Source organism: Alteromonas sp. AWQ4_252 (assembly GCF_056158205.1).
Genome location: NZ_JBSWSV010000001.1, coordinates 1,709,891 through 1,724,987, shown reverse-complemented (window position 1 = coordinate 1,724,987; position 15,097 = coordinate 1,709,891). Strand labels below are relative to the sequence as shown.

Here is a 15,097-nt window from a genome sequence, read left to right as displayed (position 1 = left end):
ATGTTTGAACTAAACCACAGCAGTTTGAAAGGTAAGGTTTCTGAGGAGGAATGGCAGACACGGGTCGACCTAGCTGCCTGCTATCGCCTCGTTGCCGATATGCGCTGGGGCGATCTGATTTACACCCATATTTCGGCGAAGGTACCTGGTACCGACCATTACCTTGTCAACGCTTTCGGCCTGACTTTTGAAGAGGTCCGGGCGTCCAACCTGGTGAAAGTAGACTTATCGGGTAATATTCTTGATGGTTCACCCTATTCTATCAACCCCGCCGGATTTACCATTCACAGTGCTATTCACGAAGTCAGGGAAGACGCAAAATGTGTTATCCACTTGCACACCAAGGCTACTATTGCTATCGCATCAGTAAAAGGTGGCCTTAAACCGTGGAGCCAATACTCAATGTTTTCTTTATCATCGTTGAGCTATCACGGATACGAAGGCCTTGCCGTTGATGACAACGAGCGTAAACGTCTGCAGGACGATCTCGGTAACACTAACCATATGTTGTTGCCCAACCACGGAGGACTTACCCTCGGGCCAACAGTAGGAGACGCTTTTATGCGCTTCTACGATTTGGAAAGGGCCTGTGACATTCAACTAGCACTGATGCAATCAGGTCAAGAGATTGTTGAAATTCCAGATGCCATTGTTCGCGGTATCTATGAGCAGGCCAATATTGTTCACTCTGGGGAAACAGGCGGTCAGAAAGCCTGGCCTGCTATGCTGAGAAAAGCGTACAAGCTTGACCCCACTTTTTGCGAGTAAGTATCAGGTTTCGAACGAGCGCAATATCTCGTTCAACCGTCGACTTCATATTCAGGATACAGACATGAAAATTACCAAAGTTGAAATATTTGATATTGATTGCCCGGAACGCCCGCCCTGGAACCCGGTATTTGTCAGAATTTACACCGACGAGGGGATAACTGGCGTGGGTGAAGCGGGGCTTGCCTATGACTGGGGGCACTCAGCAGCGGCACATATGATTAAAGAAATTGCAGAAGCCATGCTGATTGGTTGGAACCCTTTCAACACTGAAGGACTATGGGCAAAAATGCTGCGCGAGAGCTTCTGGGGTTTAGGTGGCGGCCCGGTGATCTACGCAGCGATGAGCGCCGTTGATACTGCATTGTGGGACATAAAAGGCAAAGCGCTGGGGTTACCGGTTTACGAACTACTCGGTGGGAAAACCAATGGCAAGCTGCGTAGTTATGCCAGTCAGTTACAATTTGACTGGGACAAAGACATCACCAAACTCATTCAGCCAGAAGAATATGGACGGGCGGCTGAAAAAGCCATGGCCGAAGGCTACACCGCAGTCAAAGTTGACCCAATCGTCTATGACAAAGATGGGAATACTCATTTCGATCGCACCAAAATCATCTCCAAAGCAGAAATGAAGTTGTTCCGCGCACGTCTTCAAGCTATTCGCGATGCCATGGGTGATGAAGGTGACATTATTTTTGAATGTCACAGCTTGCCAGGTGCAACCACCGCGATCCAACTTGGCGAGCTGGTAGAAGAAATTGGTTGTATGTACTATGAAGAACCGGTTAATTATTTGAATTCCAAGCTTCACGACAAAGTAGCCCGCAACGTAAAAGCCCCCATCGCAGGTGGCGAGCGCTTATACAACCGTTGGGGGATCCGCCCGTATCTGGAAGATCAATCCCTGGATGTATTGCAACCAGACGTAGGCTTGTGTGGTGGATTTACCGAGGCGAAGAAGGTATGTGATTACGCCGATATTTACGATGTGCGTATTCAGGCTCACGTATGTGGTGGCCCAGTAGCCACAGCTGCAAGCTTACACTTAGAAACTGCGATCCCCAACTTCCTTATTCACGAGCATCACACTTATGCCACGAAATCGTGGAACCGCGAGTTGTGTATACAAGATCCTCAACCGGTTAACGGCTTTATTGAAGCCCCGGACACACCGGGAATTGGCATCGAGCTCAACGATGACGTGGTGTACCGGTCTCCCAACATGTCAGTAACTGCGCTTAAGTAACCCCCTTCGCGCAATTTACCGCCGCTTATCATCTATAAGCGGCATTTGTTTTTTTAGTTTACTTGTGTTCTAGTTTGAATGACATATAAAGAAATTCTTATTTATTAATTTGACTACCCTGGGAGTAAACATGGCTAAATCTTATAAAACCATTACCAACGACTTAAACCCTTACCTTGCAGAGGTCAAAAAAGGTGTCCCTGAAGTAATGAAAGGCTTCTCACAGATGGCGAAAGCAGCCACCAGCGACGGCGCCTTAGACAAAAAAGCCAAGGAATTAATTGCATTGGCAATCGGCATCGCTACTCGTTGCGATGGTTGTATAGGTTTTCACACTAAAGCGCTGGTTGCGCTAGGCGCCACCCGGGCAGAAATTGAAGAAGTTTGTGGCATGTCAGTGTACATGGGTGGAGGCCCGTCGTTTATGTACGCCGCAGATGCCTTACGCGCGTTCGACGAATTCAGTGAAGACTGAATTTAGTTCATTGACTACACGTTGATGTTGGCTTATTCGACATCAACGCGATACCAGCGCTGGGTATTCAGATACGCGAGCTTCGATTGCAAAGAAGCAGAAATACAATTCAACATTACCATCCAATACTCTGCATATAACATGCGCCAGGTACAAAGTGGGAAATTGCTACCCAGCATAACTCTGTCTTCGCCGAATTGCTGAATAGCCTCGGTTATCCATGGCGCTATACTGGACGCATCCCAATGGCGATCATGCATTTCCCACCCTGATAATTTGATAGCAATATTTTCACAACTGGCTAATGCCTGAAGGCTTGTTTGCCACCCTTTCGCACTTCCTGATAACGGAAAGCCTGCATGATTAATTATCACTGCCAACGTCGGATGTTGTTTTGCAGTGTTAATAAGTGCTTCGACGCCTTCGCCATCCAGGAAGGAAAGCTGTGCATCGAAACTGTATCCGGCTTTCTCTAGCAGCTTGAAATTAACGGAAGCATTTGGGTGTGTCAGAATGTCTTTTGCATGCTCATCCAGAATATGACGAACGCCAACCACAGACTTGCGTTCAAGTAATTTATCCAGCGTTATGTCGCCCCGTCCATCCAGTAAATCAAACCCTGCAACGGCTGAAAAGGGCTTGTTACAGGTTGCCGATAAGTGATCGACTTCGCGCCAGGGCTTTTCGTTGTCAAAACCAGCTTCAACATGTACAAAGCCCGCTAAAGAAAAGGGGGCGTTTAGTGCTAAGTCTCTTTCACAAAAGTCCTTGGCGATGTGTGATTTATCTGGCCAGTAAGGCGGATTTTGGGGCGACAGCCAGGCATAATTACCTGCTTCTAAATCAAATAAATGCAGGTGTGAATCAATAATCTTCATTGCTAATCACTGTGCTGTGTAACCGCCATCAATACTATGCAAACTACCGGTAATGAATTTCGCTTCATCACTAGCAAGAAAGTATGTTAACCCAGCAACTTCCTCAGGCTGCCCCAATCGCCCCAAGGGCTGCGCAGCCTGCTCTTCAGCGTGTACCGCCTGTTTATCAGCACCACTTGTGGCGACGTATTTATCTATTGCGTTGTGATAAAGGGGTGTCTCTATGGTACCCGGGCACACAGCATTTGCACGGATACCATAACTGGCGTAATCCAAAGCCGTGGTTTTTGCCATAGATGCAAGAGCGGCTTTACTCAGGTTGTACGCAAATGAATTCCGTTTTCCCACTAAAGCCTGATCGGACGCCATAATGACAATGGCGCCGCCTAATGCTTTTTTCATCGTGGGCAGAACAGCGCGAATAGCGTGATACGCGCCTTTCACATTCAGTGAGAATACGCTGTCGAACATCTCTGGCGATGTGTCTTCTATGTTTGCAGAATAATGCTTACCTGCATTACTCACCAGACAATCAACCCGCCCTGTTTCTGCCACTATTTCATTTATGACAAGCTGCACTGCGTTGCCATCGGTCACATCACAGCTAACCCAGGTGGCTGGCTCGTCACTATCTTCGAACCCCCGAACATCAAGGTTAAAAACCCGGTAGCCATTTGCTGCGAACTTACGCACTACCGCTAAGCCAATACCCAGGCTTCCTCCTGTTACCACACATACCGAAGCAGGTTGATTCATCGCTTTACATTCCAACTTATTGCAACACTAGGGGCATATTACGCGCTGAAACCCTGAATGACAAAAAAGTAAAAAACATTCACAAAACCTACTCACCCGACAGGATTTGTGCATATAATGTTAAAATTCAAACACCCGTTTAAATTGGAGTGAATTATGCCTAAATATCAGGCTCCCCTCGCTGACTTTCAGTTTCTGTTACGGGACTGGTTGTCTCTGGATTCTCATTACCAGGCTTCAGGACTGGCTGATTTTGACTTCGAACTTGCCAATGAAGTGATGTCACAGGGCGCAAAGTTCGCACAAGACATTGTGGCACCGTTAAATCGCGAAGGCGATGAAACAGGTTGTGCAGTTAACGATGGCAAGGTTACCACACCACCAGGTTTTGCTTCTGCTTATCAGGATTACGTAGCAAATGGCTGGAATGCCATGCTAGGCCCCGTGGACTACGAAGGCCAAGGGCTTCCCTACACCATGGCTGTGCCGGTACACGAAATGCTTAACTCAGCAAACCTGAGTTGGCGCCTTACAACCATGCTTACGGAAAGTGCGGTACTGGCAATGACACGTCATGCCAGTGACGAACTAAAAAGCCAGTACTTGCCTAAACTGGTGTCGGGTGAGTGGACAGGCACCATGAACCTCACGGAACCTCAGGCAGGGACCGACCTTTCGTTGCTTTCTACCAAGGCTGAACCGCAACAAGACGGCAGTTATCGCATAACGGGTAACAAGATATTTATCACTGGCGGCGATCATGACTGGACCAGTAATATTATTCATATGGTATTAGCCAGACTACCTGATGCGCCGTCTGGTGTGAAAGGGATTAGCTTATTTTTGGTTCCCAAGTTTTTACTCAATGACGCTGGCGAACCCGACCAACCCAATAGCCTGTCAGTGGGCAGTATAGAACACAAGATGGGTATCAAAGCCAGCCCGACCTGTGTCATGAATTTCGACGGTGCCACAGGCTGGTTGATAGGTGAAGCAAATCAAGGCTTGGCGTGTATGTTCACCATGATGAATGATGCTCGCTTCCAGGTTGGTTTACAAGGGTTAGGTGCCGCTGAAGCTTCGTTTCAGGGCGCGTTAACCTACGCCAGAGAGCGTCAACAGAGCCGTGCCCCTCAAGGTATTCAACAGCCAAACAGCAAAGCCGATCCCATCGTCTATCAACCGGATGTGGCCAGAATGTTGTTAACCCAGAAAACCCTCACTGAAGGATGCCGGGCGCTGTCGGTACTCTATGCTAAATACATGGATATAGAACACTACGGTGATGACGACGCTAAAAAACATGCCGGCATGGTACTTCAATTTTTGACCCCTGTTTGTAAAGCTTTTTTCACTGACATGGGACTTGAAGCAACAAGCCTTGGCATACAGGTGTTTGGCGGCCATGGTTACATTCGCGAATGGGGCATGGAACAACTGATGCGAGATGTGCGGATTGCGCAACTTTACGAAGGAACAAATGGTATTCAGGCATTAGATCTCATTGGTCGCAAGCTGACACGGGACGGTGGAAAGATGCTAAACGCCACGCACCAGGTTTTTGCGGATATGGTTTCGGCCATCGAGGACGATAACGGGCGTCAGGAAGCTGAAGCTGTATTGGCCCACTGGCACGAACATTCCACGCAATGTTTAGCAATGGCTCCCGCCGACGTGGCCGCAGCTGCATGTGATTACCTTGCCTACACGGCTTACTCGCTACTGAGCATATGCTGGTATAGCATGGCTGATAGCGCACGACGCAGTGATAATGCAACTATTGCTGAGGCAAAATGCAAATGTGCAGAATTCTACAATACTCGTATTCTGCCTCGTCGCGATGCGCACCTGGCCGCAATGAAAAGTGGTGCAGAAAACGTGTTGTCAGTATCTGATAGCGAATTTGATTATCTTTGATACCTTGACGGGGTTCGGTTAATTAACCGAACCCTGCTATTAAAAAGCCATTAACTGTAAATTAAATCTTACTCTTTGTTTAACAACCAAATACGTTTAAAGACGTGTTATTTGTATACCATTTTGCTTATATCCTGCTAAAATCCGGCCCCGCTTTTTAAGCTCCATGTTGTGAATACTAATTCATCGTCTAAGCTTGAAGCGTTAATGTAAGTGCTTAGCCTGAAGCACACCCAACAACTTGATTATAATAATTCTGGTGACACTATGAAGACTCCGACCAAAGCTATGCTGGCACTTTGTGTGCAAGCTGCGCTTCTGAGCCACAATACCAACGCACAGGATTCTGCCAGCGCAGAAACCCAGCAAGCGCTGGAACAAATTACTGTAACTGCCCAAAAAAGGACACAAACCATCAAGGAAGTTCCTTCCAGCGTGGTGGCCATTTCCAACGATAGCCTGCAAGATTACCTTGGCGCAGGTGAAAACATTCGCGCCTTGGCCGGAAGAGTGCCAAGTTTACAAATTGAATCGTCAAACGGACGACAGTCACCGCGCTTTTACTTACGTGGCCTGGGAAATACCGATTTTGATGTTAACGCAAACCAGCCTGTATCTCTGGTTTTCGATGAAGTGGCTTTAGAAAACCCCGTACTCAAAAGTGTACCTTTATTTGATATCGGCCGCGTAGAAGTACTCACTGGGCCTCAGGGCACACTGTTTGGCCGCAACACACCTGCGGGTTTGGTTAAAATTGATAGCGCCGCGCCAGAATTTGATAATTACGGTTATGCACAGGGTGGCTATGGTAGCCGTGGTACAAAATTTGTTGAGTCCGCATACAACCTTGCAATATCTGATGAGTGGGCAGCCCGCGCCTCATTCAAATATCAGGAGCGTGATGCCTGGATAGACAACGTGGTTCGCGACGAGAAAGTGGGTGGTTACGATGAATTCGCCTACCGCTTGCAGTTCTTGTATGACGGCGGCGATACCCGAGCACTCTTCAAATTACACGGCTTCGACCAGGACGGCGACATGCCTCAGGTGTTCTACGGTAACGCGCTTGCCGTAGGTCAAGAAGGGCTTCGTGCAGGTTTTGACGAAACGGTTATCTATCACGATGGGCCAGCTGGCTTCGAGATGGATCACACAGGTATGAGCCTAAAAGTTGAACACGATTTTTCCAGCTTTAACTTTGTCTCTGTTACCGGGTATGACGAGGTGGAAAGCTTCAGTTATGCCGACATTGATGGTGGACAGGGTATTAACGGTACAACTTGTACCTTTGACGGCGTGATAGCTGGTCAGGAAGGCTGCTGGTTTGCTCACGCAGGTTCAGGTGATGGCTTATCCGATCACTACCAGTTCAGCCAGGAATTTAGAATTTCTGCTCAGCGGGACAACTTTTTCTATCAGGCCGGTGTGTTTTTCTTCCGTGAAGACTTCACCGTAGACAGCAAAGATTTCACTACCGAGCTGGACGTTTTGGCGTTTGCTCAGGTAGATCAACTAACAGAGTCACAGGCTATTTTCGGCCAGGTTGAGTATACCCTAAGCGAAGATACCGCGATTACAGCAGGTGTTCGTTATACGTCTGATGACAAAGAGCTCACTATAAACCGGATTGAAAATACCGACCCTGCTCTGGTAGGTACTTCTGAGTACCACGAGAAAGGTGATGATTACATCAACTTCGATATTTCTATCCGCCACGATATTAACGACGAATGGACGGCGTTTTCCCGCTTTGCTAACTCGTCACGTGGGCCGGTCACATTGGGCCGCTTTGGATTCTATTCTGAAGCAGATACAGAAACCCTTAACTCCTTCGAAGTTGGCCTGAAAAGTTTGCTGTGGAACGGCGGCGCTCGGTGGAACATTACTGCCTACACTTACCGCATTGATGATCACCAACTCACTGCCACTGGCGGTGAAGCCAATACGAACTCACTGCTGAACGCAGATAACACCTTCGGCGCGGGTGTTGAAACAGATTTTGAAGCTTACCTTTCTGACGAGCTTCGTCTGAACTTCAACATGAGCTACAACAAAACTGAAATTCGCGATGATGAATTAAAAGCTGAGCGCTGCGCCTCAACACCAACCTGTACTTCATCAGATGAAGTGGCCAATGTTGTACCAGGTCCGTTTGGTCCGGTTACCACGGTGTACATCGACGGAAACCCTCTGCCCCGAGCGCCTGAGTGGATCAGCAATATTTCACTGAATTATGAAACACCATTCCGCGATGGTTACGCTTACGCGCAGACCGATTGGAACTACCGCAGTGAATCTAACATTTTCCTGTATAACGCTGTGGAGTTTGTTGCTGAATCACGCTTAATGGGTGGCGTACGTTTTGGCTATAAGAACGATGATGGCCTCGATTTAGCGGTTGTGGGTCGCAACATTACTAACCAAATAACGGTTGATGGTGCGTTGGATTTCTTAAACCTGACGGCGTTTGTCAATGAACCCCGTTACTGGGGTGTGGAAGCCCGTATCGAGTTTTAAGTTTATCGCCAAAAAAAGCCCCGCAAAATGCGGGGCTTTTTAATTTCTACTAATAAATTAGCGAAGTAATACCGATCTATCTGATGGCGAATTATCGCTATCCTGTCCATCGCCTTCTGTTGCACAACGAGTGCGCGTGCACAACTTACGCATGGCGGCAATATCCCGCGTATTCACACGGCCATCACTGTTAAGGTCAAATGCCATATCAATAGACTCACGGGCAAAAATAGCCAGCATAAATGCGCGAATATCGTCTAAATCGATGTCGTTGTCGCCATCCCAGTCACCGACTAGCCCTTGGCCTGCAGCTTCCAGCGCGTATGTGGCAATAACAGGGTCGTGATCTGAGGCTCTGAAAACTAACTCATTGAGGAATGACGAATCTTTGTATTCCTCGTTGTAATCAAAGATTTCAGGTTCATCACTGTTAATGTGCCACTCTGTCACATCTACCAGCCATGACATTGCTTGCTCATTGGCGAACTGATAATCCAATGTACCCACAAGACCGTCAAAGGTGTAGCTATACGCATCTTCACCGTGAGTGTCCGCAACAATATCTACGAACCCTTCACTAACCAGCACCTGCACAGGATCTTCTTTCGCATATGCGTTGAAGTCACCTAACACAATTACTGCAGTATCGCCGTAAGTCTGCTTCAACCAGGCTGCAACTGCCGTAGCTGCACGCGTGCGTTTGCGGTTACAAGCGCCTTGCTGGAGATCACCGTTCTCTTCACAATCAGAGCTTGCGTTCTTCGATTTGAGGTGGTTCACATCAACCGCAAATTGCTCACCGGTTTCCTGGTGCACAAACAGCTGAGACAGCGAAGGACGGTTTCCAAAATCAACAAACAGTGGGCCTTCATCATCAACGATACTGTTGGCTTCCATAAGTATATCTGGCGAGCCGTCTGGTGTTACCACCGCTGGCTTGTAGATAATGCCCGTTGTGATTGCATCAGTACCTAATTGTTCACCACCTGCGTTTACATAAGCATAAGTGCCCTCACCAGCTTCAGCATTCAATGCATCCACGAGTTGTGCCACTGTACTCAGCGGACCAAAACCGTCATTTTCCAGTTCCATTAATCCAACTACATCGGCATCAATGGCTAACAGGGCGTTAACTATTTTTGCCAGTTGACGCTCATACTCGCTGTAACTATCGGCACCGCGTGAGGTGGGGAAACCACTTTGCGCGCCGTCACCGTTAAACAGGTTAAGTACGTTGAAGCTGGCAACTTTAAGGTTGCCTTCAGCCAGCACAGGTGCTTCTTCACGATAGTTAACTGTAAGCAAGGCTGGTACATCTGTGGGACGAATGCGATAAGCAGAAAAACCATAGTCCATAACACCTGTTACCGATGTAATCATATCGCCGGAACGCAGCGTGTTGTAAGGACTGAATCCACCTGCTGGCAACATCCAGGAAGAAGCAAACCCATCTGCGTTATCGTCGATGATCAGCTTATTCAGTGCATTGCTTTGTGCTAAATCGGCTGCATCCTGAGAACCTGGCGCAAAAACTTGCGTAGGCGTGTACAAACGTTCTGTTGATACCCAGATTTCACCGAAATCGCTGTACGGATAAATATTGCTGATGACCCAGTTTTCACTACTGGTTACCAACATCCCTTCAACGTGCTCAAAGCCTTCTTCATCGGTCATTGGCAGCGCGATTGCAACGGCAGCAACCGTATCTGAACCACAAATGCTTGCTTCTGAAGTAGCTGTAATCATTGTACGGCCGTAGTTCTCGCTTACCGTACCTGCCAGACGCACAACATCGCCGACGGCAACTGAATCAAGTAAGTCCGGCGCTTCTACAAACACACCTTCAGACGTCATGGCATCGCCATCTTCGTCGACAGATTCTTCCTGCAACCAGAACCCGTCAAGGGCTGGGGCAGTATGGGTGACAATCGCTTCAACAATGACGCTTTGACCAACCATAGGAGACGCACTGCCAGAACCCTGCACGGCACTGATATAAGTGGCAGCATCTGCACACATACCCAGCTCATCGCCACCGCCGTTATCATTTGAGCCGTAGCTGCCGATAAAGGTGAAGGTGTCCTGATCATAGGCATCCCACTCAACACTTGGGTCAAAGGCATTGTAAGCATCTTCATCACCAGCAGTTACTGCAGGCTTGCGAACCAATGTACGATTTTGTGTACGCACATCGCCGCCAGACCAGTATGAACCGGGGTCCACGCCAATTTGTCCAATGCTGTCCACAATGATGCCATCGTTGCGTAGCACAACTGCGTCATCACCATTAAACGCCAAAGAGCCTGTGCTGATATCAGCCTGATCTTTTAACGGTGCTTCAGCCGAACTATGGGTTACAACAAAAACGTCACCCGGCGCTAAAACACCAGACAGCGAAATTGTCTGCCCTGCTGTACTGCTTCCATTGAAGTAAACCTGAACGTCATAGAGGGAGAGATCAACGTCGCTCACACCTAAATTGACAATTTCCACGGCCTTGTTGTTGCCGCCGCCTTCAATGTATTCAGAGAAGAATAATTCTGTTGCAGGCAGCACGTAGGTACCCAGTGGCACAGGTGTCGCTGCAGTCGCATTATCAGACTCATTGTCTAACGCATTAGGGCCGGCAACCTGCCAGTTGTTAATATCAAATACAGCAGACGGACCGCCACTTACGCGGTATGCCCAGCTATCCAGATATTCCCAATCTTCGCCTGAGCCGTCAGTGTTAATATCACCGTACAGGTCGACAACAACTCCATCACAGAAGACTTCAATGGCGTCATCACCGTTTATAGATACAGCGTTAGATGTGTAATCCGGTGCAAATCCAAAGAACTCGGTGAAACCCGTTGTATCAGTGGCAATATAAATGAACTCACCGGCTGAAGCGGACACAGCAGGGAAAGTAAACTCTTCACCATCACTACCGCCACCGTTGTTGGCACCACCCACGCCACAAACGCTCAAATCGTCAACGTTCTGAGTTACCAATAACTCGACGCCCTTAGGCACACCACCAGACAGTGGACCGTCGAATACTGCAGTCAACATAACAGGCACGGAACCTGATGGGTTAGGTTCTGGATCTGGGTCCGGGTCCGGGTCTGGGTCCGGATCTGGATTAGTTCCGCCATCGTTACAATTATCTGCCGTGTAGAAAAGACTAATCCATTCAGGATGATCGACAAACGGGTTGCGGTTGCCCTGATATTCGTAAATGCGATCGTGACGGTTTGCTTCTAACTCATCAACCGGGTCAGCATCGCTCCACTGCAACAGTGTACAAAGCTTACCTAATTGAGGGTCACCGCTATTTGTCAGCGTGTTTACCAGCACCAAATCAGGCGTGCTATCACTACCACTGCCTTCATAGCGCATGTCCATGTAAAGCATCATACGTGCTACATCACCTTTCACTGCATCACGTGGCTCGAACGAGTCACTATCAAGGCGGTTTTCCGGTGCTTCAGATAACGGGTTGTCACTGTTGTCGAAATCGAGATTGCCCCGAGCACTGTTCACGGTAATATCTGAAGGTCGAAGGTGATGGATATCTGAATAGGCTTCAAAGCTTGTGCTGTCAAAACCATGGCTCTTAGGCCAGCTGTGTTCGCGGTTCCAGTAATCTGGTTGGCCGGAATCGGTTCCAGAGCCATTTTCAGCTTTAGGGATAGATTTACCAGAGTAAATGAGAAGAATATTATCTGCGTTTGCAGGGTCTTCATCGGTTTCAGTTAATGCTGACCATACTTCAGAATAAGTGAGTACTTTTTGCCCTGAAATGGTGTCACTCAAAACCTGTCGAATAACCGCAGCACTTGAGCCGGCATCAATTTCAGTTTGAACAGCTGCGTAATATGCAGCGGGGTCAAAGGTGCTGGCATCAGCAATTTTACTCAGGTTAGGACAGTTAGTGCAGACACCGCTAAAATCGCCGTCTTCACCTGGATCGCCACCACCGGTGTCACCGCCACCGTTATCGGAGCCAGTGCCATTGTGCATGCCTAGCCCGGAAAAATCATCCTGAGGCAAACCATCCCACTCGGTAGTGTCGTAAGTGTCATTCGGGTTTGTATCACCAGAGGTTACGCTGCTTTTTCTAACCAGCGTATCGTTGGCAGTGGTTACCCCATTGCTGCCCCATGATGAACCTGGGTCAAAGCCCACTTGTCCGATACTGTCAACCACAGCGCCGCCCGATGCAGACAACACAATAGCGTCATCTCCATTAAAGAAGCTTTGTGAGGACGTCACATCAGCCTTTGACAACAAATCAGCACTGCCGTTGTCGTCAGCGATTACCAGCGTTTCTCCAGACGCTAGTGAACCACTTAAACTGATATTGGTTCCCGGTGAGGTTCCCCCATTAAAATAAATGGATAGGGTATAACCTGCCAGTTGTACAGTTTGTTCTGTCGGGTTATAGATTTCTATTGCTTTGTTATTGCTACTTCCTTCTACGTATTCAGAGATGATCAACTCACTGCCTAAGACAGGTGCTGACATGCCTAACACGAGAGGGAGCAGGATTGGTGCTTTCATTATTCTTGCTCCAGCTTGTAATTAGAAACTATCCCAAAGTGCAGTTGAAGAGTATAAAGAATTTACTACAGAGAAATGACAACTTTTTGACCTCCACCGTCACTTTTTTGACCAATCAGTCAGTAACCCTATGGTATTACTGAAAAATCACAGGAAAATTTGACCTGTAAATTAAGCAATAATGTTGTTAGCGACGGTAAATGGCATTGAGTACATTGGTTTACACCCAGTCGTTGACGAGTATACTTCTGAGAATGGGAAACACGTTGTGTGTGAAGTGAATGCCAAAAACCAATAAACGAGAGCACCTTGTTGCTACTGCGCAGCGACTTTTTTACCAAGAGGGAATTAAAGGCACTGGTATTGACAGGATCATCGAGGAAGCCGCTGTGGCCAAGCGGACACTCTATAATCACTTCAATTCCAAAGATGAACTCATCATTGCAGCGCTTCATCGCCGTGATGCTGAGTTTATGACAATGCTAACTACGTTGGTTGAAAAGTATGAAAGTAAACAGTCTGGCGACGCCCGGTTCAATAAGATACTGGCATTCTTCGATGCCATCGAAGAATGGACTCAGTCTCGTCATTTCTCCGGATGCATGTTTATTAATGCCTCAGCGGAATACCCGTCCAGGAATGACCCGGTTCACGCTGTTTGCAGCAGCCACAAGAAATTGGTAATGGCATATCTTGAGGAACTCCTCGCGCCATTGGATATCCAAGAAACGCAACATCTATCGGTACAGCTAGCAATATTAGCTGATGGCGCTATTGTAAATGCACACACTGCGAACATTGCTAACGCCGCATCAATTGCTAAGGAAATGGCTCTGCAATTGTTGGAAGCAACAAAAAAGCGAGCCTGAAAACTCGCGATTCATTACGGGTGAACACTGTTCTAGTCCACCTGATTTTTCACAATAACATCAGCCATTTCTTCCCTGAACCAGTCACGCAACATCACTTTTTCGTAATCGAGAAAATCATTTTGTGCAATGCGGCGCGGATTGTCGATAAACCCCATATCCTTTAATTTAACTTCTGCACTCTTGCGCGCCTTGCCATTGGCATCCGTTAGCGTGTAGCTAAACGTCATCCGCGGTATATCTACTCTTTTAATAATGCGAACGTCTGCGCCAGTTGCGTTGCCGAAAACAAAACTGCTAGGCCAAACCTGGCCGGCCAGGTCCAGGTTGGTTACCGTTATCATGAGCTTCTCATCGGTGGGTAGTTTCTCAGCTAATTTCTCCAGATAATTTTCAAGCGCCTTAAAAGTCCGCTCTCTGAACCTTATTCTGCTTTCATTTGATGGTCGAACATCTGTGTACTTTTCAGGGTTTTCCCAGGTCACCTCAACGGAAGCGGCATTTGTCAGCCCAGAAAAAGACAGTGCCAGCAACAAAACACCCGTTGAAAACAAGCTAAACCAGTTCTTCATGTCGTCCACCCTCCCACTCAATGTTGGTACTAAAACTCTACGCATAACGGTTGGAACAGCAAAGCGCTAAAATGTTCCCCATTTGCAAAATAGAATAGCTGGACAAAGGTGAATGGAAACTGAATCAGTCTTTTCAGCAACGAACGAATGCTGATTTACCCTTTCATAAGAAGAATTTTGGTGTTTTCAATGGTGTGACAGAACTGGTCCAATTCAGCGCCTTTTAAAAACGGGTTAATGGCAGTTTTACCGCAATAGGTTGAATGAAAGCCTTTTATTTCATTACCGTCGTTTAGCAAGCCCACTACATAATCTTGTTGATAGGGGCGCAGCATTGACAGCTGAGGGGCGACTAATTGTTGTAAATCTTCCAGTTCTTTTCGCTCTTGCCAGGTAGCCAGATACTGGAACCACCCCGTAACTTCGATCTGAGCATCCTCAAACAAGTATTGTACAAAAGGCAAACGTAAAAATACTATCAGTAACGCAATCTCTAATAAAACCACTATACTGCGCCGCATGGCTTAGCTTTTCCTTTTCAATAATACAAA

Annotated in this window: 11 protein-coding genes; 6 read left to right on the top strand and 5 right to left on the bottom strand. The window is 47.5% G+C overall.

Going from position 1 to position 15,097, the window contains the following annotated elements:
- The 3 genes from ACXACM_RS07715 to ACXACM_RS07705 all read left to right on the top strand — a co-directional run bounded on the left by ACXACM_RS07715 (position 1) and on the right by ACXACM_RS07705 (position 2,492).
- Positions 1-768: a class II aldolase/adducin family protein gene (locus ACXACM_RS07715; RefSeq protein WP_474820876.1), complete on the top strand. Its 768-nt coding sequence runs from the start codon at positions 1-3 to the stop codon at positions 766-768.
- 64 nt (positions 769-832) lie between these two features.
- A complete protein-coding gene (locus ACXACM_RS07710) occupies positions 833-2,017 on the top strand; it encodes a mandelate racemase/muconate lactonizing enzyme family protein (protein ID WP_474820875.1) in 1,185 nt (394 codons plus the stop codon).
- A 130-nt stretch (positions 2,018-2,147) separates the two neighbouring features.
- Positions 2,148-2,492, top strand: coding sequence for a carboxymuconolactone decarboxylase family protein (locus ACXACM_RS07705; RefSeq protein ID WP_474820874.1), 345 nt, complete (start codon positions 2,148-2,150; stop codon positions 2,490-2,492).
- Positions 2,493-2,524: 32 nt separating this feature from the next.
- Here ACXACM_RS07705 and ACXACM_RS07700 read toward each other — a convergent pair whose 3' ends face one another.
- Together ACXACM_RS07700 and ACXACM_RS07695 are read right to left on the bottom strand one after the other, a co-directional pair.
- A complete protein-coding gene (locus ACXACM_RS07700; RefSeq protein ID WP_474820872.1) occupies positions 2,525-3,370 on the bottom strand; it encodes an amidohydrolase family protein in 846 nt (281 codons plus the stop codon).
- 6 nt (positions 3,371-3,376) lie between these two features.
- On the bottom strand, positions 3,377-4,126 hold the full coding sequence (locus tag ACXACM_RS07695) for an SDR family NAD(P)-dependent oxidoreductase (RefSeq protein WP_474820871.1): 750 nt from the start codon (positions 4,124-4,126) through the stop codon (positions 3,377-3,379).
- 156 nt (positions 4,127-4,282) lie between these two features.
- Here ACXACM_RS07695 and ACXACM_RS07690 point away from each other — a divergent pair, with 156 nt between their 5' ends.
- A complete protein-coding gene (locus ACXACM_RS07690) occupies positions 4,283-6,043 on the top strand; it encodes an acyl-CoA dehydrogenase family protein (RefSeq protein WP_474820870.1) in 1,761 nt (586 codons plus the stop codon).
- Positions 6,044-6,310: 267 nt separating this feature from the next.
- Positions 6,311-8,560, top strand: a complete 2,250-nt coding sequence (locus tag ACXACM_RS07685; protein ID WP_474820868.1) for a TonB-dependent receptor — start codon at positions 6,311-6,313, stop codon at positions 8,558-8,560.
- Positions 8,561-8,617: 57 nt separating this feature from the next.
- Here the strand turns inward: ACXACM_RS07685 and ACXACM_RS07680 are convergent, their stop codons facing one another.
- The gene (locus ACXACM_RS07680; RefSeq protein ID WP_474820867.1) at positions 8,618-13,105 is read right to left on the bottom strand and encodes an ExeM/NucH family extracellular endonuclease; all 4,488 of its coding nucleotides are present in this window, start codon (positions 13,103-13,105) and stop codon (positions 8,618-8,620) included.
- A gap of 281 nt (positions 13,106-13,386) precedes the next feature.
- Here ACXACM_RS07680 and ACXACM_RS07675 point away from each other — a divergent pair, with 281 nt between their 5' ends.
- Positions 13,387-13,974 (top strand): TetR/AcrR family transcriptional regulator, encoded by a 588-nt coding sequence (locus tag ACXACM_RS07675; RefSeq protein ID WP_474820865.1) that lies wholly within the window; start codon positions 13,387-13,389, stop codon positions 13,972-13,974.
- 32 nt (positions 13,975-14,006) lie between these two features.
- Here ACXACM_RS07675 and ACXACM_RS07670 read toward each other — a convergent pair whose 3' ends face one another.
- Both ACXACM_RS07670 and ACXACM_RS07665 read right to left on the bottom strand, forming a co-directional pair.
- The gene (locus ACXACM_RS07670; protein WP_474820864.1) at positions 14,007-14,546 is read right to left on the bottom strand and encodes a DUF3016 domain-containing protein; all 540 of its coding nucleotides are present in this window, start codon (positions 14,544-14,546) and stop codon (positions 14,007-14,009) included.
- Between the two features lie 155 nt (positions 14,547-14,701).
- The gene (locus tag ACXACM_RS07665; RefSeq protein ID WP_474820863.1) at positions 14,702-15,067 is read right to left on the bottom strand and encodes a hypothetical protein; all 366 of its coding nucleotides are present in this window, start codon (positions 15,065-15,067) and stop codon (positions 14,702-14,704) included.
- Positions 15,068-15,097: the final 30 nt, after the last annotated feature.